Below are 23,651 nucleotides of genomic sequence, written 5' to 3'. Positions count from 1 at the left end.
GGGATAAAGAAATGAAGCATAATGGAATATTCAGCTCACCCTGGCGTTAACATGGCGCTAAAAATCGTCTCGACCGGCATTGCTCTGCCGCCGACACGGATCACATCTTCAATGCTTGACCTTCAACTCGGCAAACCCTCGGGCTATGTGGAAAAACGTTCGGGTATTGCCTGGCGATATCACGTGACCAACGATGCCAGCCAGGCTGAGCTAGCGGCACAGGCGTTACACCATGCGCTTGACGCCGGGGCGTTATCACCGTCTTCCATTGATCTGCTGATTTGTGCGTCAGCCATTCCGTTTCAGGCTCTCCCGTGTAGTGCAACCCATATTCTGAAAGCTGCAATGATGCCTGCCGGAATCGCGGGTTTCGACATCAACAGCAGCTGCGTTAGCTTTATTTCCGCACTGGAAGTGGCAGCCGGATTGGTAAATACCGGTGCGTATTGTCGTATCGCCATTGTGTCAGCAGATATTTCCTCGCGCGGTATTGACTGGGGGCATGAAGAATCCTCGCTGATTTTTGGCGATGGTGCGGCATGCGTTATTGTCGAACGTGGCGACGGTTCAACCGGCATTCTGGCAAGCTTGATTGAGATGTATCCGGACGGTAGCGAGTTGTGTGAAATTCGCGCGGGCGGCACGCGGCGTAACCCCCGTGCAGGGATGATCGAGAGTGATTTTCTGTTTCACATGCAGGGGAAATCATTGTTTCGTTATGCTTCTTCCTTAATTGAGGATTACTTTGCCCGCCTGCTGGCGAAAAGCGACGTTACGCTGTCCGACATTGCCACGGTGGTGCCGCATCAGGCCAGCCATCTGTCGCTGGAACATATGCGTAAACGACTGCGCGTGCCGGAATCCGCTCTCATTGACATCTACCGCCACTATGGCAATCAGGTCGCGGCGTCTATACCAACCGCGCTGCACGAGGCCATCGTTAGTGGACGACTGGTCGCAGGTCAACCGGCAATGCTGATAGGGACGGCAGCAGGGCTGACGCTGGCGGGCATGGTCTTCATACCGTGAAAATTCTGCTGACCGGCGCGACCAGTGGGCTGGGGCGCAATGCCGCAGAGTCTTTACTGATGTCCGGACACGATGTGGTGGCTATCGGGCGCAATACGAATCAGGGTGCAGCGCTTACGCAATGGGGAGCGAGGTTTGTGCCACTCGATCTGGCGTGCGCCAGCGATAAGGACTTTTTCAGGCTGGTCGACGGCTGTGATGCCGTTTGGCACTGTGCGGCAAAGTCATCGCCGTGGGGTAGCCGCGCTGATTTTTACCAGAACAACGTTCTGGTTACGCAGCGGCTGGCGCAGGCGGCGGGCAGGGCGCAGATCCCGCGCTTCGTTCATATTTCCACCCCGGCGGTGTATTTCGATTTCCGCCACCACTATGATCTGCCGGAGAGCTACCTTGCACGCCGCTTTGGTAGCCACTATGCCGACAGTAAATATGCCGCAGAACTGGTGATTACCGACGCGGTGCGCGCTTTTTCAGCGACGACATTTATTATGCTGCGTCCGCGCGGCCTGTTTGGCCCATATGATAATGTGATTGTCCCGCGACTGCTACAGCAGATTCATCGGGACGGCGGCGTGCTACGTTTACCGCGCGGTGGTGAGGTGCTGCTGGATCTCACTTTCGTGCAGAACGTGGTGTATGCCATGGAGCTGGCTACGACGGTGGCGTCGCTGCCTTCTGGTCGCGTCTATAACGTGACTAACCATCAACCCCAGCGGCTGAAGGTGATGCTTGATGCGCTTTTGCGAGAACAGCTTGGGCTACGTTATCGCCTGTGTCAGGTGCCGTGGCAGCTGTTGTCTCTGGTCGCCAGCGGAATGGAACTCATCGGACGCTGTCTTGATAAAGAGCCGCCAGTAACTCGCTACAGTGCAGGCACCGTCTGTTTTGATATGACACTGAGTACACAACAAGCCATCAATGAACTGGGTTATCGACCAAGAATTTCAATGACGGAAGGCATTGCACTGACCGGCGAATGGATGAGAAAGCATGGCAACTATCACCGCCTTTGAGGTTGGGTACTGCACGCATATAGGGTGTATGGCACTAAAAGGCGCCGGGTTGCGCGTTTGCAAATTCCCGTCGCGGGCATACTTGCTGGAAGCTGGCGATCAACGCTGGCTATGGGATACCGGTTACGCCTCGTGGTTTGAGCAATACACCCGTTCTGGCGTTTTTCGATTCTACCGTCAGGTGACGCCAGTCTACTTCGACCCAAACGCCTCGTTGGCCCGACAGTTGCTCGCACGAGGGCTGGTCAGCTGCGATATCAGCGCCATTATTCTGTCGCATTTTCATGCCGATCATGTGGCCGGACTACGTGATTTCCCCGATGTCAGCTGCATCTGTTCGGGTGAAGGGTGGGCGCAGGTCAGAACGCTGCGCGGATTTGGTGCCCTGCGCCAGGCCTTTGTGCCAGGACTGTTTCCGGCAGAATTTGAGTCGTCGTTAACGTTTATTGAGCGTTTTGAGCACCTGATATTACCCGCTGCGTTGGCACCCTTTACGCGCGGCTATGAACTTCCGGGAAGTGATGGGCAGATAATCCTGGTACCGCTTCCAGGCCACGCTGCCGGGCATATTGGCGCGTTTGTGTTGACGGATGATGGATGGACATTGCTGGCGGCTGATGCGGCCTGGTCGCCCGCCAGTTATCGTGAGCTACGAGGTCCGTCCCGGCTGGCAAATTTGGTCATGTCTGATTCCACTGCGTATTACCAGACCCTTGCGCGGTTAAATCAACTCTGGCAGAACGGCGCTACGGATATTCTGTTATGCCATGAGGGTGATTTATGATCCCATTCGCGCTTCTCTGGCGCTATTTCTGCACCCGCAAGCTGCGCTTTACCGACAGGGCCTCTCTTGAGGCCTGGCAGGAAAAAAGAATGCAGGCTTTTCGTCGCCGGGTATTAGTGAAAAGTCCGTGGTTCCGAGATTATCTAGCGAGGCCTTTTTGCGAATGGCCGACGATGGACAAAACGCAGATGATGACCCATTTTGATGAGATGAACACGGCCGGGTTACAGCGTGATGCTCTGATGGCATGCGCGTTGCGCAGTGAACACAATCGCGATTTCTCGCCTAAGGTCGGTGAGTTTAGCGTGGGCCTGTCTTCCGGAACTTCCGGGCAACGCGGGCTGTTTGTGGTGAGTCCACAGGAGCAACTGCTGTGGGCGGGGGCGATTCTGGCAAAAGTCCTGCCCGATGGATTGCTGGCTGGTGAGCGCGTGGCATTGTTCCTGCGTGCAGATAATAATCTGTACCGCAGAGTGAATAATCGCTGGCTCAGTCTGGAATATTACGATCTTCTTGCCCCGTTTCAGCCGCAGCTCGCACAGCTTGAGGCGCAGATACCGACGCTGATTGTTGCTCCCGCGCAGGTACTGCGCGCGCTGGCGCTGGCCGTACGTGCCGGAACGCTGACTCTGAAGGTGAAAAAAGTGATTTCGGTGGCGGAGGTGCTGGAGGAGCAGGATCGCACTTTGCTGCGCGACGTATTCGGCGAGGTCGGTGAAATTTATCAGGCTACTGAGGGCTTTCTGGCCTCAACCTGCGCCTGCGGTACGCTGCATCTGAACGAAGAGTTTATTCATGTCGAGCCGGAATGGCTAGATGAGCAGCGGTTTATTCCGGTTATCACTGACTTTACCCGCAGCACGCAGCCGGTGGTTCGCTACCGCCTTAATGACGTACTGGTGGCGAGTGATAAGCCGTGCCCTTGTGGCAGTGCCGCCAGGGCGATTGTCCGTATTGAAGGTCGGCAGGACGATCAGTTGCTGCTGCCTGACGTGACGGGAGGAGAGCTGGTCGTATTTGCCGATGCCTGTAGCCGGGTGCTGGCTATCGTGTTGCCCCCCACGGTCGATTATCGGTTGGCACAGACGGCCGCCGACGCGCTCTCGCTTACCGCTGATTGCGAGCCGACGACGTTACAAGCCTGCCAGCAGGCGCTGAATGATTTTTTTGCCCGTCAGGGCGTGGATGTGTCGCGTCTGGCGTGGACGCAGATATCAGCATCGCCACCGACGCAGTTTGACGCGAAACGGCGGCGGATTATCCGCCAGTGGGGCGCAGTATGAGAATGATATTTTTGCGACTTAAACAGATGCTGCTGGGCTGGGGTACGGTGGGGATCGTTTATTCGTGTTGCGATCGTTTGCAGGGGCAGGGATCGCTGCTTACGCCCTGGGTCATCGATCGGGTGATTCCCTTTTCACCCACGGCGGTCTGGCTTTATTTATCGTTCTTTCTGCTTATTCCAGCAGGCTACTTTCTGGTGCCGCTGGTGCAATTACGCTGGCTTACGCTTGCCATGCAGATTGCGGCAATAGGGGCTGGGAGTATTTATCTTATGTGGCCGACGACGATGCAGTATCCGCCGCTGGCCGTTGACGGGCTGTCGTCTCAGGTACTGGGCTGGTTGATCGGTATCGATTCGCCGCAGAACTGCTTTCCCTCCTTTCACGCGGGGTTAACGTTGCTTACTGTCTGGGCTATCGCTATGCGGCGGCAGACGGTGATAACCACGGTGAGTCTGGTGTGGGCGCTGGCGATTGCTATCTCGATCCTTCAGTTGCGTAGACATTTATTTATCGATTTAGTGGGTGGCGTGTTACTGGCCGGAGGAAGCGGCTGGCTGGCAATGTATATCGTCGCAAGGAAAAAGCAACACAGGGAAATACGTTATGAGTGAATTATTGTACCCCATTATTTTTATGTTAATACTGGTGACCTGCGAGGCGTGTTTTCTGCAATGGTCGCGCAAAAAGAAAATCGACTGGCGCGATGTGATTTTCAATCTCAATTCCGGGCATATTGTGCTGTGGATGTTTCGCTGCCTGGAAGTGCTGTGTTATGCGCTGATTCTCCAGTACGCAAATTTGCATCTTTTTGATGGGGTAGCTGCAGGCTGGGTCTGGCTGTTTACGGTGGTCGCGTGGGATCTCTGCTTCTACTGGCTGCATCGCCTCCATCACGAGCGGCGCTGGCTGTGGGCGGTGCATGTTGTCCATCATCAGGGGGAACACTATAACCTGTCCCTGGGGGTCAGAAATTCCTGGTATTCATCCCTTACGGGGATCCCATTTTTTATGGTGCTGGCGGTGTGCGGCGTTCCGTTGACGGTGTACCTGACCGTTTCGGTCATCCACTACACTGTTCAGTTTTTTAACCATAATGCGCTTACGCCCCGCCTTGGCTGGCTGGAAAAGGTATTTATTACGCCGTCTCACCATCGTGTACACCACTTGAATGAAAAACGCTATGCCGATACCAATTATGGCGGCACCTTTCTTATCTGGGATCGGCTATTCGGCACGTATTGTAAAGCACCGCCAGTAGAATCGGTTGAGTTCGGGGTGAAAGGCAGCCAGCTTTCAGGCAACCCGCTACGTGAAAGCAATGTGCCTTTTCTCAAGCTGTTTGGGCTAGCGCCTTCTCAACGTCAGAGCGAGCGTCAGAGTGGTGGCGGGACGATGATCCTTATTACGGGTGCGCTGTTATTATTTGTTCTGGTTCTGGGCTATATCCAGCGGTACGGCTACCAAATCGAAAGCATATCGCCTGAACAGGCGCTACTGGTTGTGCTATTGGCGGCAGGCACAGTGGCGCTTGGCGGTATCAGCGACGGACAGCGCTGGGGGAAGCGAGTCTGGGGTGGGGTTACGCTACTGTTATTGGTCCATCCGCTGCTGTTTACGTGGCATGAACTTCTCTGGCGCGTGACGCCTGTCCTGCTGGTTATCCACGGCATGATGGTCCTCTGCGGGATTGGTAGCCGAACAGTAGGAGCGGCGCGTGAATCTGTTTAATCCACAGACGCGACTGACTTTTCCTGCGGATGACCCGGCGCTGGTCAATGCATTGCAGGTTCAGTCTCGCGCCTTGCTGATTGCGCATAACGATCGACGCTACGCCGATTGGTGGGCCATTGTTAAAGCTATAGTGCTGGTTGCGGCCTGGCTTTCCTGCTATCTCATCGCCCTGGGTGCGCAGGCAAAATGGGCCTTTGCGCTGGCGTACCTCGCGATGATGCTGTTTGCGATGTTGCTGGCCGTAAACGTGGTGCATGATGCCTCGCATAATGCGTTTTTGCGAGGGAAGCGCGCCAATGCTCGACTCAGTTTTCTAGCGGCCCTGCCTTTGGGCCTGGATGCTGACAGCTGGCGCGTGCGCCACGTCAGATTTCATCACGGGTTTACCAATATTGAGTGTTACGATCCGGACACCGCTGAAAACGGTTTACTGCGTCAGACCCCCTGGCAGCGCTGGCGACCTTTTATGCGTGCGCAGCGTTTTTACTGGCCGTTGGTGGCCGGTTTGACATTTCCCTGGTATATCTGGGTGGTCGACTGGTTGGATCGCTGCGGACTAACGCCGGTTACGCCGCACCTGGCCCGGCGCGGTGCGGCGGGCTGGAGCCGTTTTCTGGTCAGTAAAGCGGTGCATCTGATATTAATGCTGGCGCTGCCTCTATGGCTTCTGGCGGAGCGGCTGGGCGAGCTTACCGTGCTGGGGACCTATGTGGTGAGCCAGCTTATCGCATCGATGATTTTCGTCATGCTGATCATCGGGACTCACTGGGCCAAAGGATACTCTCAGCTTCCGCCATCGACAGGACGCATGACGCAGGGAAGGATCGCGCATACTTTCGCCACTACCTTCGACTGGCGGCCCACGCCTGCGTGGCTGGGATACTGGCTTGGCGGTATCAATCTTCATTTGACGCATCATCTATTTCCCCATTGGCATCATCGCCATTACCCGGCGCTTTGCCGCATTATTGCCGATATTGCACAGCAGCAGGGGATGGATTACTCCATGCTCACTCAGCGTGATTTGCTGTCGCTCCAACAGCATTTTCTCCGGAAGATGGGGCAACCACCAGAGCGTGATGCGCCATGAAGATCTTACTCACCGGCGTGTCCGGGTTTATTGCCGGCGCTTTTTTGCGGCGGTTTGCCGACGATCCGCAGATCTCGCTGTACGCTGTGGGCCGCCGACCTCGGTCTGATTTTCCGCCTCTGGTTTCGCGACGTGGATACGCATATTGCTTGCGGACATATGAACTATCTTGCCCAGCATGCACTGAGGGATTTGTGTAGACGATTTATCAGGACGCTGTAATGCAACGCTCATACGATCTTATTCCGCCTGGCTTGACCCGTATTGATCTGTTGGCCCCACCCTTTGCCGGGCATTTGCATCCTGTACTGGCGATGGGCCTCGCGTTATACACGCAGTATCAGGTGCGGATTATCAGCACCCGTGGCGCAGCAGCGAAGATCACCGCCGCGGGGCTTACCTCAATGGTTTTGTCCGGTGAGTATGACACGCCGCTGCTGGCGGTGGCGAATCCACGCTATGCGGTAAAATCCAGTCCGATGAAGCTTTATCGACAGTTCGCGCTGTGGTCGGGTTACTGAAAAACTTTGCTGATGAACTGGAGCAACTAAGCATGTGCTGGTGACGCTGGTGACGCTGGTGACGCTGGTGACGCTGGTGACGCATCTGGACTGGCATAAAGAGGCGGTAGCGGGTGCCGTTGCAGTACTCGCAGGGATCATGCCCGACTGGGTGTTTCATTTTACCCAAGGAAACGGGACGAGTGGACTGCGCTATCAACAGGGCAACTTTTGTCGCGTGCCGTGGGTCGATTACGACCGGTATTTGTCACGTTATGCTGCAGTTATTCACCACGGCGGGGCCGGTATTGTGTGGCACTGCATCTCGCGTAATGTTCCCGCACTAGTTTATTCGGTCGATTATGATCAGTTTGATCATGCGGCGCGGCTGGAATACAGAGGCAAAGGGATTTGGCTACGTAGTGGACTGACGGCACTAGCGCAGGCTGGTGACACACTGCGAAAACTGGTGGAAAGATATGACAGAAAGTGAGTGTTAATGCTCGAATCGAACCTTAGTCGAAGCTTCTCATCCTTCCCGCATAGGACGAATATGGGGCATTGCAGATTGATTTTGTGTTGGTGCTTTATGAAGTGATGGTGGTGGGGGAAGGATTACTCAGCGCTGCGCACTTCGCCCTTCGGGTCGTTGCCTGCGGCAACGCTTTCTCGCTAACGCTCGAGTCGAACCTTAGTCGAAGTTTCTCATCCTTCCCGCATAGGAAGAATATGGGGCATTGCAGATTGATTTTGTGTTGGTGTTTTACGAAGTGATGGTGGTGGGGGAAGGATTCGAACCTTCGAAGTCGATGACGGCAGATTTACAGTCTGCTCCCTTTGGCCGCTCGGGAACCCCACCAGGGGTAATTCAAATTGTAGGCAGTGCTAGAAGATGGTGGTGGGGGAAGGATTATTCGTCGCTTCGCTCCTCACCCTTCGGGCCGTTGGCGTTGCCAACGTTCTCTCGCTTTCGCTCGAGTCGAACCTTAGTCGAAGGTTCTCACTCTTCCCCGACAAGTGCAAACTTCTGCATTACTCACCGGGATAACTACATCGCTGTAGTGAATAATGGTGGTGGGGGAAGGATTCGAACCTTCGAAGTCGATGACGGCAGATTTACAGTCTGCTCCCTTTGGCCGCTCGGGAACCCCACCACGGGGTAATGCTAATTACTGGCCTGCTTCCGTTGGAAGCGGGGCGCATCATATCAAATGATGCGCCCCTGTAAAGCATTCCGTTGATAAAAAAGAACTGGTTGCCTGATTTTTACACGTAAAGATGTAAAGGTAACCAATTAACTTATCAATCGATTACAGAATAATCGTTCGGTTACCGTAAACAAAGACGCGTTGAGCCAGAACCTGATACAGCGCACGGCTTAAAACATTTTTTTCAACGTCGCGACCCGCGCGCATCATATCTTCTGCGGTGTAGGTGTGATCAACATGGATCACGTCCTGCATAATGATTGGGCCTTCATCGAGGTTATCATTCACGTAGTGGGCCGTCGCGCCGATGATTTTCACGCCGCGCTCATAAGCCTGATGGTACGGACGAGCACCAATGAATGCAGGCAGGAATGAATGGTGAATATTGATAATTTTATTCGGGAAGCGTGAAACAAATGTCGGGGTCAGAACGCGCATGTATTTAGCCAGTACGACATAGTCCGGCTGGTGGGCGTCGATAGCATCAGCCATTTTCTGATCATGTTCGTCACGTGTTAAACCTTCATGGCTCACCAACTCAAACGGAATATCAAACCGTTCAACCAGAGGACGCAACGTCTCGTGATTGCCGATCACCGCGGCGATTTCAACATCCAGCCCGCCATAATTGGCCTTCATTAACAGATCGCCCAGACAATGCGCTTCCTTGGTGACCAAAATGACGATGCGGCGGCGGCCTGCTGGGGTTAGTTCACGAATCGAGCCTTCAGGTAAGGCGCTGTCCAGATCGGCAAGCAGCGTGACGTCGTTAAAAATGCCCTCCAGTTCGGTGCGCATAAAAAAGCGTCCGGTGCGGTGGTCCACAAACTCATTGTTCTGCACGATGTTCAGTTCATGCTTGTAACAGATGTTCGTAATGCGCGCGATCAGACCTTTTTGGTCCGGGCAAATAGTACGCAGCACTTTTCGTTGTAATGAATGCATTTGCAGCGGTGATCCTGTTGAGAATGTTTGCAAAATTGATACTGTCGGGCATTGATTAGCCGCAGCACTTTTTAAATTTTTTACCGGAGCCACAAGGGCAGGTATCGTTTCGTCCAATTTGGGGGCGTGTACCGTCTATATAGTACCACTGACCGTTTTCTTTTAAAAAACGAGAGCGCTCGATAATTGCACCTGTTTTACCTTGTTCAGAAAACCGTGCGACAAAACTGACATAGCCGATATTTTCTGTGTCAGCCGTATCTTGTTCAAAAACGGTCAGTCCAAGCCATTTGGTATGAGTAAATCCTGCGATAATGTCCTCGCGAAACGCGGCCGCATGACAGTCCGGATGCCAGGTCCTGATAAGGTAATCTGCGTCTTTCATCACAAAAGCACAGTAACGAGAACGCATGAGATGTGACGGCGTAGGTGCTACTTGCGCGCCGGACACATAACGGTAGCAACATAGGCTATACTCGACAGCGCTACCACAGGGACAAAGCTGAGACACAAAGTACTCCCTGGAATATAAAAACGGCGTAAAAACGCCAGAGTAGCACTATGTTAACTGAGCGGTAGCGATGTTGCTACGTCTGCAAGCCAGGGGAAGTATGTACGTACAATGAGAAAAATAAAAATTGGGCTTGCGCTAGGTTCCGGCGCGGCGCGAGGTTGGTCGCATATTGGGGTTATTAAAGCCCTTAAGCATATGGGCATCGATGTTGATATCGTGGCAGGGTGCTCTATCGGTTCTCTGGTTGGCGCTGCCTACGCCTGCAATAAGCTACCTGCTCTCGAAAAGTGGGTATGTTCTTTCAGCTATTGGGATGTTTTACGGCTGATGGATCTCTCGTGGCGCAGGGGAGGTTTACTGCGCGGTGAACGGGTATTCAATCAGTACCGTAATGTCATGCCGGTAGAAGCAATTGAGCAATGCACACGCCGTTTCGCAACAGTGGCTACTAATCTGAGTACAGGCCGGGAACTTTGGTTCACCGAAGGCGATTTGCATCTGGCTGTCCGGGCCTCCTGCAGTATTCCTGGCCTGATGTCTCCCGTGGCGCATAATGGTTACTGGCTGGTCGATGGCGCGGTGGTGAATCCCGTCCCTGTATCCCTGACTCGTGCGTTGGGGGCCGATATTGTTATTGCGGTCGACCTGCAACACGATGCGCATCTCATGCAACAAGACTTACTCTCCTTCAACGTCAATAGCGATACCGAATCGGGTGATGATGCTGACGAGCTTTCATGGCATGCCCGCCTGAAAGAGCGCTTGAGCAACATTACGACCAGGCGCGCGGTAACCGCACCGACAGCGATGGAGATCATGACGACGTCTATTCAGGTTCTGGAAAACCGTCTGAAACGTAACCGCATGGCCGGTGACCCTCCAGACATCCTGATTCAGCCGTTTTGTCCGCAAATTTCCACGCTGGATTTTCACCGAGCCAGTGCGGCAATTGCTGCCGGGCAGTTGGCGGTCGAGAAGAAAATGGATGAGCTTCTACCCCTGGTGAAAACCAACGTCTAACGCATTTTTTATCAACACTTAAGCTAATTCTGACAGGCGTGAGTGGCAATAGCATGCCACTATTTATTAAAGCCAGTCAGGGGGGAGAGTATGACGCAGCCATTGGTCGGAAAACAGATTCTTATCGTTGAGGATGAGCCAGTGTTTCGCTCACTCATGGACTCATGGTTTTCCTCTTTGGGAGCGACAACAGCGGTAGCTGGCGACGGGCTTGAAGCACTTGAACTACTCGGACACTTCACACCAGATCTAATGATTTGCGATTTGGCTATGCCAAGAATGAACGGCCTCAAACTGGTTGAGTATCTACGCAATCGCGGCGATCAGACCCCGATACTGGTGATTTCTGCGACGGAAAACATGTCCGACATAGCCAAAGCGCTACGACTCGGTGTGGATGATGTCCTATTGAAGCCGGTGAAAGACCTTAATCGCTTGCGAGAAACCGTCTTTGCATGTCTTTATCCCAATATGTTTAATTCACGCGTGGAAGAAGAAGAGCGGCTGTTTCGCGACTGGGATGCGATGGTGGACGATCCTGCCGCCGCCGCGAAGCTGCTAAAAGAATTACAGCCTCCAGTTTCACAAGTGATTTCGCACTGTCGCATTAACTATCGACAATTGGTGGCAGCCGACCAACCGGGGTTGGTACTGGATATTGCGCCGCTGTCGGATCATGACCTTGCATTTTATTGCCTTGATGTGACGCGGGCAGGGGATAATGGCGTTCTGGCTGCATTATTACTGCGGGCGCTATTTAATGGTTTACTGCAGGAGCAACTGACACAACAAAATCAGCGGCTGCCAGAGCTGGGTACGTTATTGAAACAGGTAAATCATTTGTTGCGACAAGCCAATTTACCAGGGCAGTTTCCCTTGCTGGTGGGGTATTACCACAGCGGATTAAAAAATCTGATTCTGGTATCAGCAGGGCTGAATGCGACATTAAATACAGGTTCCCACCATGTGCAAATCAGCAATGGCGTTCCGCTGGGTACCTTAGGTAATACGTATCTTAATCAGTTGAGCCAACATTGTGAGTCATGGCAATGCCAAATTTGGGGGGCGGGAGGTCGCCTGCGCTTGATGTTGTCTGCGGAATGAACAAATGAGAGGCGTGCAAATGAAATTGGTTCACCTTCCCAATGCTGTGAGTGCTACTATCAGCGCCAGTTTTATTCGTATTTATCTTAATTATACCGACGCGCGTCCTTTTCAGACCAGAAGCTTGCCGCTGTACTGATATACTCGGATGCGATACAGAATGATGAACACGTTCAATACATGAACAGTCCAGGAGAGTTTTAAATGGCTGCCCTTAATTCAAAAGTCAAAAAAGCCGTTATCCCGGTTGCGGGATTAGGAACCAGGATGTTACCGGCTACGAAAGCAATCCCGAAAGAGATGCTACCGTTGGTTGATAAGCCATTAATTCAGTACGTCGTAAACGAATGTATTGCTGCGGGCATCACTGAAATTGTACTTGTAACTCACTCGTCTAAGAATTCTATTGAAAACCACTTCGATACCAGCTTTGAACTTGAAGCGATGCTGGAAAAACGTGTAAAACGTCAGCTGCTTGAAGAAGTGCAATCTATTTGTCCGCCACATGTGACTATTATGCAGGTGCGTCAGGGGCTGGCTAAAGGTCTGGGTCACGCGGTATTGTGCGCGCACCCGGTTGTTGGCGATGAACCGGTAGCTGTAATCCTGCCGGACGTAATTCTTGACGAATACGAATCTGATTTATCCCGCGAAAACCTTGCCGAAATGATTCATCGTTTTGATGAAACAGGTAGCAGCCAGATTATGGTTGAACCGGTAGAAGATGTTACGGCTTATGGCGTTGTTGATTGTAAAGGCGTTGAATTATCCCCGGGCGAAAGCGTCCCGATGGTTGGCGTGGTTGAAAAACCAAAAGCTGATGTTGCGCCTTCTAATCTGGCCGTTGTGGGTCGATACGTTCTTAGTGCCGATATCTGGCCTCTGCTGGCTAAAACCCCTCCGGGAGCGGGTGATGAAATTCAGCTGACAGATGCTATCGATATGCTGATTGAAAAAGAGACGGTTGAAGCTTATCACATGAAGGGCAAAAGCCATGACTGTGGTAATAAACTGGGCTATATGCAGGCGTTCGTTGAATATGGTATTCGCCATAATACGCTCGGCGCCGAATTTAAAGCCTGGCTGGAAGACGAGATGGGTATTAAGAAGTAACCTGCTGGTATTATCTGGTCAGAACGGCGCTGTATTAACAGCGCCGTTTTTTTATACCTAATCCGGGTAGGGTCGAGCGAAGTACAGGTAAAAAAAATCCCGCCAGTGGCGGGATTTTAAGCAAACTATTTCTGAATTATTCCTTGATCAGGAAATCGTCCAGCTGTTTACCTTGTTCTTCCATCGCTTTTTTGATCACAGCCGGTGTACGACCCTGGCCAGTCCAGGTTTTAGTTTCACCGTTTTCGTCAACATAGCTATATTTAGCCGGACGTGCAGCGCGTTTAGCTTTGGTGCCAGATTTAACAGCAGCCATGCTATTCAGCAGTTCGTTCGGATCAATGCCGTCAGCGATCAGCATTTCACGATATTGTTGGAGTTTACGAGTACGTTCTTCAACTTCAGCAGCAGCAGCGCTTTCTTCTTCGCGACGCTCGCTAACTACAACTTCTAATTTTTCCAGCATTTCTTCAAGCGTTTCCAGAGTGCATTCTCTTGCCTGCGCACGAAGAGTACGGATGTTGTTCAGAATTTTAAGTGCTTCGCTCATTTTAGTAATCTCAAACTTATATTGGGGTGGTTTGTTGAGCTAATAATAGAGCGATAAATTCAGTTGTGCAATAGCCAGGAATGTAAGGAATTCAAAATTGCGCTTTATTTAGTATCAGAATTAATTCTCCTGTCTTAAATTCCCCATGATGTTGGGCATAAAAAAGGCTTATTGATGAGGGGGCTTCTCTGCGGCTGAGAGTAAAAATTCAAGATTCAGGTCACATTTTATGGTGTACAAATAGTATCTCTTTGCAGTGATTTCAACCTTTTGTATTAGTTTTGCTTACGTGAATTCGCTAATACATGGCGACAGTGGGTAGATTCAATAACAATATGGGAAGGGTTTCTTTATTGCCGTATGATGATAAGTGACATTGATAAATTTCATGAGCACTATTTGTGAAAGAGTGTGTATATACGCGTCCGAACTCAGGCTGTTTGGTTGATGGTTGTATGCTCTCTCGCTACCCGTTACTTAAATTCAGGTGGCACTGTGCGAGCTTGCCCGCTCATTTATACGCCTTTGCGGCCAACGCTACACCGACATGTTCGTGAAATATGATACAATCCCGCCCATATTTATTTCCCCGGGTGAGGGCCTTCGGTCAATGGCACAACTATATTTTTACTATTCTGCAATGAACGCAGGTAAGTCGACTGCATTGTTGCAATCTTCGTACAATTATCAGGAACGTGGGATGCGTGCCGTTGTATATACAGCGGAAATTGATGACCGTTTTGGTGCTGGAAAAGTAAGTTCACGTATAGGTCTGTCGTCACCTGCAAAATTGTTTAACCAAAATTCATCATTGTTCGAAGAGATTCGCGCCGAGAATGCGCAGCAAAGAATTCACTGTGTACTGGTCGATGAGTCTCAGTTTCTGACCCGACAACAGGTTTATGAATTATCTGAAGTTGTCGACCAACTGGATATTCCTGTTTTGTGTTACGGCTTACGTACTGATTTTCGCGGCGAGTTATTTGGTGGCAGCGAATACCTGCTTGCGTGGTCAGATAAACTGGTTGAATTAAAGACCATTTGTTTCTGTGGCCGTAAGGCCAGCATGGTATTACGTCTTGATCAGGCTGGAAGGCCTTATAACGAGGGCGAGCAGGTGGTTATCGGCGGGAACGAACGCTATGTGTCGGTATGCCGTAAACACTACAAACAAGCGCAGTCTGAGGGCTCTCTGACGGCGATACAAGAACGACACAGCCACGATTAACCCTGTACGCTTCTGAGCGCTTATAAACGCAGGGTAGGCAGGAACCTTCGCCAATGTTCTCTACCCTGTCAGACTCTCTTCTGATGGCTATTCTCACATCTTCCTGAATACATCTCTTACAGTGCCATTCTATTCACATGGCTAAATTGTGTATCACCCGATGTTCATAACACAAGACGAAAAAAAACGGTCCCAACTGGGACCGTTTATGGTGAAACTAAAACTTATCTGAGCAAATTAAGCGGATTTCTTCGCTTTCTTTTCTGCTCTCGGTGCAGCTACTGCTTCAGTCTTAGCGGCAGTCTGGTCTTCGCTGTACTCGCGACCGTAGTAGGTATCCAGCAGAATCTGTTTCAGTTCAGCAATCAGCGGGTAACGTGGGTTAGCACCAGTACACTGGTCGTCAAACGCATCTTCAGACAGTTTGTCCACGTGTGCCAGGAAGTCAGCTTCCTGAACGCCAGCTTCACGGATAGACTTAGGAATACCCAGTTCAGCTTTGATTTCTTCCAGCCAACCCAGCAGTTTCTGGATTTTCGCGGCAGTACGGTCGCCCGGTGCGCTCAGACCCAGATGGTCTGCGATTTCAGCGTAGCGACGGCGTGCCTGCGGACGGTCGTACTGGCTGAATGCAGTCTGTTTAGTCGGGTTGTCGTTCGCGTTATAGCGAATAACGTTGCTGATCAGCAGGGCGTTCGCCAGACCGTGAGGAATGTGGAACTGAGAACCCAGTTTGTGCGCCATTGAGTGACATACACCCAGGAAGGCGTTAGCAAACGCGATACCGGCGATAGTCGCTGCACTGTGTACACGCTCACGCGCTACCGGGTTCTTAGAACCTTCATGGTAAGACGCAGGCAGGTTTTCTTTCAGCAATTTCAGCGCTTGCAGAGCCTGACCGTCAGAGAACTCAGAAGCCAGTACTGAAACGTACGCTTCCAGAGCGTGAGTTACGGCATCCAGACCACCGAACGCACACAGGGACTTCGGCATATCCATAACCAGGTTGGCGTCAACAATCGCCATATCCGGAGTCAACGCGTAGTCTGCCAGCGGATATTTCTGCCCAGTTGCATCGTCAGTAACAACCGCAAACGGAGTCACTTCAGAACCGGTACCGGAAGTGGTGGTAACTGCAACCATCTTCGCTTTCACGCCCATTTTCGGGAACTTGTAGATACGTTTACGGATGTCCATAAAGCGCAGCGCCAGTTCTTCGAAGTGGGTTTCCGGGTGCTCATACATAACCCACATGATTTTCGCGGCGTCCATCGGGGAACCACCACCCAGCGCGATGATTACGTCTGGTTTGAAGGAGTTAGCCAGCTCAGCACCTTTGCGAACAACGGTCAGAGTCGGGTCAGCTTCAACTTCAAAGAACACTTCAGTTTCAACGCCAGCAGCTTTCAGAACGGAGGTGATCTGGTCTGCATAACCGTTGTTGAACAGGAAGCGGTCGGTCACGATCAGCGCACGTTTGTGACCATCGGTAATCACTTCATCCAGTGCGATTGGCAGAGAGCCACGACGGAAGTAGATAGATTTCGGAAGTTTGTGCCACAACATGTTTTCAGCTCGCTTAGCAACGGTTTTCTTGTTGATCAGGTGCTTAGGACCAACGTTTTCAGAGATGGAGTTACCACCCCAGGAACCACAACCCAGAGTCAGGGAAGGTGCGAGTTTGAAGTTGTACAGATCACCGATACCACCCTGAGAAGCCGGGGTGTTAATCAGGATACGCGCGGTTTTCATCATCTGACCGAAGTAAGCAACACGCTCTGGCTGGTTGTCCTGGTCAGTGTACAGGCAAGAAGTATGACCGATACCGCCCATCGCAACCAGTTTTTCAGCTTTAATGACAGCGTCTTCGAAGTCCTTCGCACGGTACATTGCCAGTGTCGGAGACAGTTTTTCGTGAGCAAACGGTTCGCTTTCGTCGACAACCTTCACTTCACCGATCAGAATCTTAGTGGTTTCTGGTACGGAGAAGCCTGCCAGTTCAGCAATCTTGTATGCCGGCTGACCAACGATAGCTGCGTTCAGCGCGCCATTTTTCAGGATAACGTCCTGGACTGCTTTCAGCTCTTTGCCTTGCAGCATGTAGCCGCCGTGGGTCGCAAAACGCTCACGTACTGCATCATATACAGAGTCAACCACGACGACAGACTGCTCAGAAGCACAGATTACGCCGTTATCGAAGGTTTTAGACATCAGAACAGATGCAACAGCACGTTTGATATCAGCAGTTTCGTCGATAACAACAGGGGTGTTACCTGCGCCTACGCCGATAGCCGGTTTACCGGAGCTGTATGCCGCTTTAACCATGCCTGGACCACCGGTCGCAAGAATCAGGTTGATGTCCGGGTGGTGCATCAGTGCATTAGACAGTTCAACGGAAGGTTGATCGATCCAGCCAATCAGATCTTTCGGTGCGCCAGCAGCGATTGCTGCTTGCAGAACGATATCAGCTGCTTTGTTCGTTGCATCTTTTGCACGCGGATGCGGAGAGAAGATGATGGCGTTACGGGTCTTCAGGCTGATCAGTGATTTGAAGATCGCAGTAGAAGTTGGGTTAGTGGTTGGAACGATACCGCAGATGATACCAATCGGTTCCGCAATGGTAATGGTACCGAAAGTGTCGTCTTCAGACAGCACACCACAGGTTTTTTCATCTTTGTAAGCGTTGTAAATGTATTCAGAAGCAAAGTGGTTTTTGATCACTTTATCTTCGACAATACCCATGCCGGATTCGGCAACGGCCATTTTCGCGAGAGGGATTCGAGCGTCTGCGGCAGCCAGAGCGGCGGCACGGAAGATTTTGTCAACCTGTTCTTGAGTGAAACTGGCATATTCACGCTGGGCTTTTTTTACGCGCTCTACAAGTGCGTTAAGTTCAGCGACATTAGTAACAGCCATGATGCTCTCCTGATAATGTTAAACTTTTTTAGTAAATCATCTGCTCGATACGAGAGTATAGACAGACCGACGAAAATTTGTGTAACGGTTTGAAAATCAAACGGTTAATTAACGTCCACTTTACTTTGATTTACTAAAAGAGCTTATACGCTAGCGCCAGTTAACCCTAACGCATTACCTCCAGGTGGCGTAAGCAAGATTACTCACTTCTGAGTAGTAATTGCGTGATCTGGATCAAAAATTCGCAAAGCTGACACCTTTCAGCAGGCCCTTTTAGCGTCTCTCGTTAAGTGTTAACAAATTGACGTAATGAATGCTAATAACATTAGCATAATCAATACATATTAATAACACTGAGTATTGGTAGCGTATTTACGTAGATATACGAAGATAGAAGGTGAAGTATGCTGACAAAAGGCGTATCTTCAGCGCGGATTTTATCAATTTTTATGACTCATTTTATCCGGCTAACGCTTCGGAGCTAACCGTGATCCAAACGCTATTTGATTTTCCTGTCTATTTTAAATTTTTCATTGGGTTATTTGCGTTGGTCAACCCGGTAGGGATCATCCCCGTCTTTATCAGTATGACCAGCTATCAAACTGCTGCAGCGCGAAACAAAACCAACCTTACGGCAAACCTGTCGGTCGCTATCATCCTGTGGACTTCGCTGTTTCTTGGAGATGGTATTCTGCAACTTTTCGGTATCTCAATAGATTCGTTCAGGATTGCCGGCGGCATTCTGGTTGTGACTATCGCGATGTCAATGATTAGCGGAAAACTAGGAGAAGATAAACAAAACAAACAGGAAAAATCAGAAACCGCAATCCGTGAGAGTATCGGCGTTGTACCATTGGCATTGCCGTTGATGGCGGGGCCGGGGGCGATAAGCTCAACTATTGTTTGGGGTACGCGATATCACAGTGCGATTAACCTGTTTGGCTTTTTTGTCGCGATTGCGCTGTTTGCCCTGTGCTGCTGGGGGCTGTTTCGCATGGCACCATGGTTAGTGCGCCTGTTAGGCCAAACCGGTATCAACGTCATTACGCGTATTATGGGGCTGCTGTTAATGGCCTTAGGTATTGAATTCATCGTTACAGGCATTAAATCTATTTTCCCAGGTTTGCTGGCCTGATATCTCTCTTCTGTACAAACGGAGTCGGTCCCGGCTCCGTTTCCTTTCATTATCAGTAAAACTTCTCACTAAAGTTGAAAATCAGCAAAGTAATAATAAAAAATTCTGATGATTACTCATTTGTTTATTCGTTGATTTTATGAATGTAGCACTCATCAGTCCGCCAGATGGATCCCGATGTCGCTGTTATTTTATTAACATCATACTCTGGGGCTTGCTGAAGGATTATCGAAATGTTATTAGTTATTTCAGCGTTTTTTTCAGTTGAATGTGCTAATTAATAACCAATTGTTAAATTTATGTGCATTTTGACAGGGCGTTGACACCGGACAGGGTAGTTAACACCGTTGTCGATATAATGCATTGATTTGTGTGAGTTTTTTATAATGAATCTTCATTCGTAAGACTTTTTAAGTGAGATTTATTTCCAATAAAAGAGAATTGGTTAACAAATTTGTAAAATGTATTGGCGGTTAAGAAACGCATTTGATACTTTCCGGCCAGGTATTATGCAGAAGAATTCACGTTGATGAGAATCATTTGCAGTTAGTTTCTCTCAACAGGGTAATAGCGTGTTTCCGGCAGGGGAGGCACGTAGAGAATCGACGCAAGGCGGTCATACGAATCGCCAGAATAAATAAAGTCGGTGATAGCAAGCAGTAAAACAATAAACCACCTGACGGCAGAAAATCTCCGGTGCCGTACAGGGATCCTGACAGGATTAACAGTCTGGTTAAAAAACCAGCCATAATAATGAGGGAGTACAACACAATGACTAACATCACTAAAAAAAGTTTAGTAGCTGCGGGGATCTTAACTGCGCTAGTCGCTGGAAATGTTGCCACGGCGGCAGTAGTGCCAGCGGGTGTGCAGCTTGCTGAAAAGCAGACTCTGGTGCGCAATAATGGTTCGGAAGTGCAGTCACTCGATCCCCACAAAATCGAAGGTGTACCTGAATCCAACATTAACCGTGACCTGTTTGAAGGTTTATTAATCAGTGATGTCGATGGCAAGCCATCGCCTGGCGTGGCTGAAAAATGGGAAAATAAAGATTTTAAAGTCTGGACATTCCATCTGCGTAAAGATGCAAAGTGGTCTGACGGCACGCCTGTTACCGCGCAAGATTTCGTGTATAGCTGGCAACGACTGGCTAACCCAAATACCGCTTCACCGTATGCTAGTTATTTGCAGTACGGTCATATTGTCAATATTGATGATATTATCGCCGGCAAAAAGCCGATCACCGATCTCGGTGTAAAAGCTCTCGACGATCATACTTTTGAAGTCACCCTCAGCGAACCAGTTCCTTATTTCTACAAACTGCTTGTGCACTCCTCCGTTTCACCGGTTCCTAGAGCTGCTGTTGAAAAATTCGGCGAGAAGTGGACCCAGCCCGCTAACATCGTTACTAACGGTGCGTATAAACTGAAAGACTGGGTTGTCAACGAGCGCATTGTGCTTGAGCGTAATACCAACTATTGGGACAACGCCAAAACGGTTATTAACCAGGTAACCTACCTGCCTATTTCTTCTGAAGTGACTGACGTTAACCGCTATCGCAGCGGTGAAATCGACATGACCTATAACAACATGCCGATTGAGTTATTCCAGAAACTGAAAAAAGAGATCCCGAACGAAGTCCACGTTGACCCGTATCTGTGCACCTATTATTACGAAATTAACAACCAGAAAGCACCGTTCAACGATGTTCGTGTTCGTACCGCCCTGAAGCTGGCGTTGGATCGTGACATTATCGTCAATAAAGTGAAAAACCAGGGTGACCTGCCGGCATATAGCTTTACTCCTCCATACACCGATGGTGCGAAACTGGTTGAGCCAGAGTGGTTCAAGTGGTCTCAGGAAAAACGTAATGAAGAAGCGAAGAAACTGCTGGCTGAGGCCGGATATACGGCTGAAAAACCTCTGACCTTTGATCTGTTGTATAACACCTCAGACCTGCATAAGAAGCTGGCTATTGCCGCGGCATCTATCTGGAAGAAAAATCTGGGTGCTAATGTGAAGCTGGAAAACCAGGAATGGAAAACGTTCCTCGATACACGCCACCAGGGCAACTATGATGTTTCGCGTGCGGGCTGGTGTGCGGACTACAACGAACCGACGTCCTTCCTGAATATGGTGCTGTCCGACAGCTCCAATAATACCGTCCACTATAAGAGTCCGGCATTTGATAAGCTGATTGCGGATACGCTGAAAGTGACGGATGAAGCGCAGCGCAGCGAACTGTATTCGAAAGCGGAACAGCAGCTGGATAAAGATTCTGCGATTGTACCGGTTTATTACTATGTTAATGCCCGCCTGGTGAAACCATGGGTTGGCGGATACTCCGGTAAAGACCCGATGGATAATATCCACGTTAAAGACTTGTATATTATCAAGCATTAATGGCAAGACGTGGGGCGATCAAAGTTGCCCCACAGTGTCTTTTTCTTCGAACTATAAATACCTCTTTAGACAAAGAGAGGTATACCCTAAATAATTCACGTTGCAGGAAGGCGGCAACGCAGCGAATCGCCAGGAGCTTACTTAAGTAAGTGACTGGCGTGAGCGAGTAAAGCCAACGCACCTGCAGCTTGAAGTATGACGGGTATAAAGGCACACGCCAGAAGGTACGGGCAATGTTAAAATTCATATTACGTCGCTGTCTGGAAGCGATTCCGACGCTGTTTATTCTTATTACGATTTCATTCTTTATGATGCGCCTTGCGCCCGGAAGCCCATTCACCGGGGAACGCGCGTTACCGCCAGAGGTGCTGGCGAATATTGAAGCGAAATATCATCTTAACGATCCTATCTCGACGCAGTATTTCAGCTATCTGAAACAGCTGGCGCATGGCGATTTTGGGCCATCCTTTAAATATAAAGACTACACGGTTAACGACCTCGTTGCCTCGAGCTTTCCGGTTTCTGCGAAGCTGGGTGCGGCTGCCTTTATTCTCGCGGTACTCGTCGGCGTTAGCGCCGGAGTGATAGCCGCGCTGAAGCAAAATACACGTTGGGACTACACGGTGATGGGGGTGGCAATGACCGGGGTAGTTATCCCCAGTTTCGTGGTCGCTCCCTTATTGGTCATGATATTTGCCATAACCTTGAAATGGCTACCCGGCGGGGGCTGGAACGGCGGGGCGCTGAAATTTATGATCCTGCCGATGGTGGCGTTATCGCTTGCCTACATCGCCAGTATCGCCCGTATTACTCGCGGTTCGATGATTGAAGTTCTGCACTCTAACTTTATTCGTACCGCGCGCGCTAAAGGGCTGCCGATGCGGCGGATTATTTTCCGCCATGCGTTAAAACCTGCGCTGTTGCCAGTACTGTCCTATATGGGACCGGCATTTGTCGGCATTATCACCGGTTCGATGGTTATTGAAACCATCTATGGTTTGCCGGGCATTGGCCAGTTGTTCGTCAATGGCGCGTTAAACCGTGACTATTCGCTGGTTCTGAGTCTGACCATCCTTGTGGGTACGCTGACCATCGTGTTTAACGCGATTGTCGATGTGCTGTATGCCGTTATCGACCCGAAAATTCGTTACTGATACTGGAGCTCGCTATGATGTTAAGTAAGAAAAACAGCGAAGCGCTGGAGAATTTCAGTGAAAAGCTGGAGGTCGAAGGCCGCAGCCTGTGGCAGGACGCGCGTCGACGCTTTATGCATAACCGCGCGGCGGTAGCAAGTCTGGTGGTGCTGGTAATTATTGCGCTATTTGTAACCCTGGCGCCAATGTTGTCGCAGTTTACCTACTTCGATACCGACTGGGGCATGATGTCCAGCGCGCCGGATACGGAATCAGGCCACTATTTCGGTACTGATTCGTCGGGACGCGACCTGTTGGTGCGCGTGGCGATTGGCGGGCGCATCTCGCTGATGGTTGGCATTGCGGCGGCGTTGGTCGCGGTGGTTGTGGGTACACTGTATGGTTCTCTGTCGGGCTACCTCGGCGGAAAAATCGACTCGGTGATGATGCGTCTGCTGGAAATCCTCAACTCCTTCCCGTTCATGTTCTTCGTGATCCTGCTGGTCACCTTCTTTGGGCAAAATATCCTGCTGATTTTTGTCGCGATCGGGATGGTCTCCTGGCTGGATATGGCGCGTATCGTGCGTGGACAAACGCTGAGCCTCAAGCGCAAAGAGTTTATTGAAGCGGCGCAAGTGGGTGGAGTATCTACCGTGCGTATCGTTATCCGCCATATTGTGCCGAACGTGCTGGGTGTGGTGGTGGTATACGCTTCATTGCTGGTGCCGAGCATGATCCTGTTTGAATCCTTCCTAAGCTTTTTGGGATTAGGTACGCAGGAGCCGTTAAGTAGCTGGGGCGCGCTGCTCAGTGATGGTGCCAACTCGATGGAAGTCTCACCATGGCTGCTGCTGTTCCCGGCAGGTTTCCTGGTGGTTACTTTGTTCTGTTTTAACTTTATTGGCGATGGCCTGCGTGATGCCCTCGACCCGAAAGACCGTTAAGGAGT

At 50.6% G+C, this 23,651-nt stretch carries 21 protein-coding genes, 2 tRNA genes and 2 other RNA genes; 17 read left to right on the top strand and 8 right to left on the bottom strand.

Annotated features, from left to right (window positions below; all coding sequences use genetic code 11):
• Window positions 1–21 precede the first annotated feature (21 nt).
• From BZK41_RS05130 to BZK41_RS27470, 9 genes are all read left to right on the top strand, one after another.
• Window positions 22–1,029 (top strand): 3-oxoacyl-[acyl-carrier-protein] synthase III C-terminal domain-containing protein, encoded by a 1,008-nt coding sequence (locus BZK41_RS05130; protein WP_079937405.1) that lies wholly within the window; start codon window positions 22–24, stop codon window positions 1,027–1,029.
• Window positions 1,026–2,042: an NAD(P)-dependent oxidoreductase gene (locus BZK41_RS05125; RefSeq protein ID WP_079937404.1), complete on the top strand. Its 1,017-nt coding sequence runs from the start codon at window positions 1,026–1,028 to the stop codon at window positions 2,040–2,042. The genes BZK41_RS05130 and BZK41_RS05125 overlap by 4 nt, the downstream gene beginning before the upstream one ends.
• Entirely contained in the window at window positions 2,020–2,826 is an 807-nt protein-coding gene (locus BZK41_RS05120; protein ID WP_079937403.1) for an MBL fold metallo-hydrolase, read from the top strand. Before BZK41_RS05125 ends, BZK41_RS05120 begins: the two co-directional genes overlap by 23 nt.
• Complete coding sequence (locus BZK41_RS05115; RefSeq protein WP_079937402.1) at window positions 2,823–4,109, top strand: F390 synthetase-related protein; 1,287 nt, start codon at window positions 2,823–2,825, stop codon at window positions 4,107–4,109. Before BZK41_RS05120 ends, BZK41_RS05115 begins: the two co-directional genes overlap by 4 nt.
• Entirely contained in the window at window positions 4,106–4,723 is a 618-nt protein-coding gene (locus BZK41_RS05110; RefSeq protein ID WP_079937401.1) for a phosphatase PAP2 family protein, read from the top strand. The genes BZK41_RS05115 and BZK41_RS05110 overlap by 4 nt, the downstream gene beginning before the upstream one ends.
• Window positions 4,716–5,840, top strand: coding sequence for a sterol desaturase family protein (locus tag BZK41_RS05105; protein WP_079937400.1), 1,125 nt, complete (start codon window positions 4,716–4,718; stop codon window positions 5,838–5,840). The genes BZK41_RS05110 and BZK41_RS05105 overlap by 8 nt, the downstream gene beginning before the upstream one ends.
• Window positions 5,827–6,933, top strand: a complete 1,107-nt coding sequence (locus BZK41_RS05100) for an acyl-CoA desaturase (RefSeq protein WP_079937399.1) — start codon at window positions 5,827–5,829, stop codon at window positions 6,931–6,933. Before BZK41_RS05105 ends, BZK41_RS05100 begins: the two co-directional genes overlap by 14 nt.
• A 221-nt stretch (window positions 6,934–7,154) precedes the next feature.
• A complete protein-coding gene (locus BZK41_RS27475) occupies window positions 7,155–7,454 on the top strand; it encodes a hypothetical protein (protein WP_253193747.1) in 300 nt (99 codons plus the stop codon).
• Window positions 7,455–7,488: 34 nt separating this feature from the next.
• The gene (locus BZK41_RS27470; RefSeq protein WP_253193746.1) at window positions 7,489–7,926 is read left to right on the top strand and encodes a nucleotide disphospho-sugar-binding domain-containing protein; all 438 of its coding nucleotides are present in this window, start codon (window positions 7,489–7,491) and stop codon (window positions 7,924–7,926) included.
• A 105-nt stretch (window positions 7,927–8,031) separates the two neighbouring features.
• Here BZK41_RS27470 and BZK41_RS05090 read toward each other — a convergent pair.
• The 6 genes from BZK41_RS05090 to BZK41_RS05065 all read right to left on the bottom strand — a co-directional run bounded on the left by BZK41_RS05090 (window position 8,032) and on the right by BZK41_RS05065 (window position 10,097).
• Window positions 8,032–8,163, bottom strand: a non-coding RNA gene (locus BZK41_RS05090) — RtT sRNA.
• Window positions 8,164–8,207: 44 nt separating this feature from the next.
• Window positions 8,208–8,292: transfer RNA gene (locus tag BZK41_RS05085), tRNA-Tyr, on the bottom strand.
• 34 nt (window positions 8,293–8,326) lie between these two features.
• A non-coding RNA gene (locus BZK41_RS05080) (RtT sRNA) lies at window positions 8,327–8,458 on the bottom strand.
• Window positions 8,459–8,502: 44 nt separating this feature from the next.
• Window positions 8,503–8,587, bottom strand: a tRNA-Tyr gene (locus BZK41_RS05075).
• 156 nt (window positions 8,588–8,743) lie between these two features.
• A complete protein-coding gene (purU, locus tag BZK41_RS05070) occupies window positions 8,744–9,586 on the bottom strand; it encodes a formyltetrahydrofolate deformylase (protein ID WP_003020737.1) in 843 nt (280 codons plus the stop codon).
• 55 nt (window positions 9,587–9,641) lie between these two features.
• The gene (locus BZK41_RS05065) at window positions 9,642–10,097 is read right to left on the bottom strand and encodes a YchJ family protein (RefSeq protein WP_079937398.1); all 456 of its coding nucleotides are present in this window, start codon (window positions 10,095–10,097) and stop codon (window positions 9,642–9,644) included.
• A 111-nt stretch (window positions 10,098–10,208) separates the two neighbouring features.
• On the opposite strand from BZK41_RS05065, the gene rssA reads away from it, so the two are divergent.
• From rssA to galU, 3 genes are all read left to right on the top strand, one after another.
• Window positions 10,209–11,120 (top strand): patatin-like phospholipase RssA, encoded by a 912-nt coding sequence (gene rssA, locus BZK41_RS05060; RefSeq protein WP_079937397.1) that lies wholly within the window; start codon window positions 10,209–10,211, stop codon window positions 11,118–11,120.
• Between the two features lie 90 nt (window positions 11,121–11,210).
• The gene (rssB, locus tag BZK41_RS05055; RefSeq protein ID WP_079937396.1) at window positions 11,211–12,224 is read left to right on the top strand and encodes a two-component system response regulator RssB; all 1,014 of its coding nucleotides are present in this window, start codon (window positions 11,211–11,213) and stop codon (window positions 12,222–12,224) included.
• Window positions 12,225–12,428: 204 nt separating this feature from the next.
• On the top strand, window positions 12,429–13,337 hold the full coding sequence (gene galU, locus BZK41_RS05050; protein ID WP_079937395.1) for a UTP--glucose-1-phosphate uridylyltransferase GalU: 909 nt from the start codon (window positions 12,429–12,431) through the stop codon (window positions 13,335–13,337).
• Window positions 13,338–13,473: 136 nt separating this feature from the next.
• On the opposite strand, the gene hns is transcribed toward galU, so the two are convergent.
• Entirely contained in the window at window positions 13,474–13,887 is a 414-nt protein-coding gene (gene hns, locus BZK41_RS05045) for a histone-like nucleoid-structuring protein H-NS (RefSeq protein WP_003020723.1), read from the bottom strand.
• A gap of 610 nt (window positions 13,888–14,497) precedes the next feature.
• On the opposite strand from hns, the gene tdk reads away from it, so the two are divergent.
• Window positions 14,498–15,115, top strand: a complete 618-nt coding sequence (gene tdk / locus BZK41_RS05040) for a thymidine kinase (protein ID WP_008784954.1) — start codon at window positions 14,498–14,500, stop codon at window positions 15,113–15,115.
• Window positions 15,116–15,352: 237 nt separating this feature from the next.
• Here tdk and adhE read toward each other — a convergent pair whose 3' ends face one another.
• Window positions 15,353–18,031, bottom strand: a complete 2,679-nt coding sequence (adhE, locus tag BZK41_RS05035; protein ID WP_079937394.1) for a bifunctional acetaldehyde-CoA/alcohol dehydrogenase — start codon at window positions 18,029–18,031, stop codon at window positions 15,353–15,355.
• Window positions 18,032–18,518: 487 nt separating this feature from the next.
• On the opposite strand from adhE, the gene ychE reads away from it, so the two are divergent.
• The 4 genes from ychE (at window position 18,519) to oppC (ending at window position 23,646) form a co-directional block, all read left to right on the top strand.
• Window positions 18,519–19,166, top strand: coding sequence for an NAAT family transporter YchE (gene ychE / locus BZK41_RS05030; RefSeq protein WP_003020714.1), 648 nt, complete (start codon window positions 18,519–18,521; stop codon window positions 19,164–19,166).
• Window positions 19,167–19,937: 771 nt separating this feature from the next.
• Window positions 19,938–21,569, top strand: coding sequence for an oligopeptide ABC transporter substrate-binding protein OppA (gene oppA, locus BZK41_RS05015; protein WP_003020712.1), 1,632 nt, complete (start codon window positions 19,938–19,940; stop codon window positions 21,567–21,569).
• Window positions 21,570–21,802: 233 nt separating this feature from the next.
• Window positions 21,803–22,723 (top strand): oligopeptide ABC transporter permease OppB, encoded by a 921-nt coding sequence (oppB, locus tag BZK41_RS05005; protein WP_003020708.1) that lies wholly within the window; start codon window positions 21,803–21,805, stop codon window positions 22,721–22,723.
• Between the two features lie 14 nt (window positions 22,724–22,737).
• Window positions 22,738–23,646 (top strand): oligopeptide ABC transporter permease OppC, encoded by a 909-nt coding sequence (gene oppC, locus BZK41_RS05000; RefSeq protein ID WP_003020701.1) that lies wholly within the window; start codon window positions 22,738–22,740, stop codon window positions 23,644–23,646.
• Window positions 23,647–23,651 lie beyond the last annotated feature (5 nt).

The sequence above is a fragment of the Citrobacter sp. A316 genome, assembly GCF_002042945.1.
GTDB classification, from domain to species: Bacteria; Pseudomonadota; Gammaproteobacteria; order Enterobacterales; family Enterobacteriaceae; genus Citrobacter; species Citrobacter portucalensis.
Note: the sequence above shows the minus strand (reverse complement) of the source record. Positions and strands in the feature narration are given on the sequence as shown.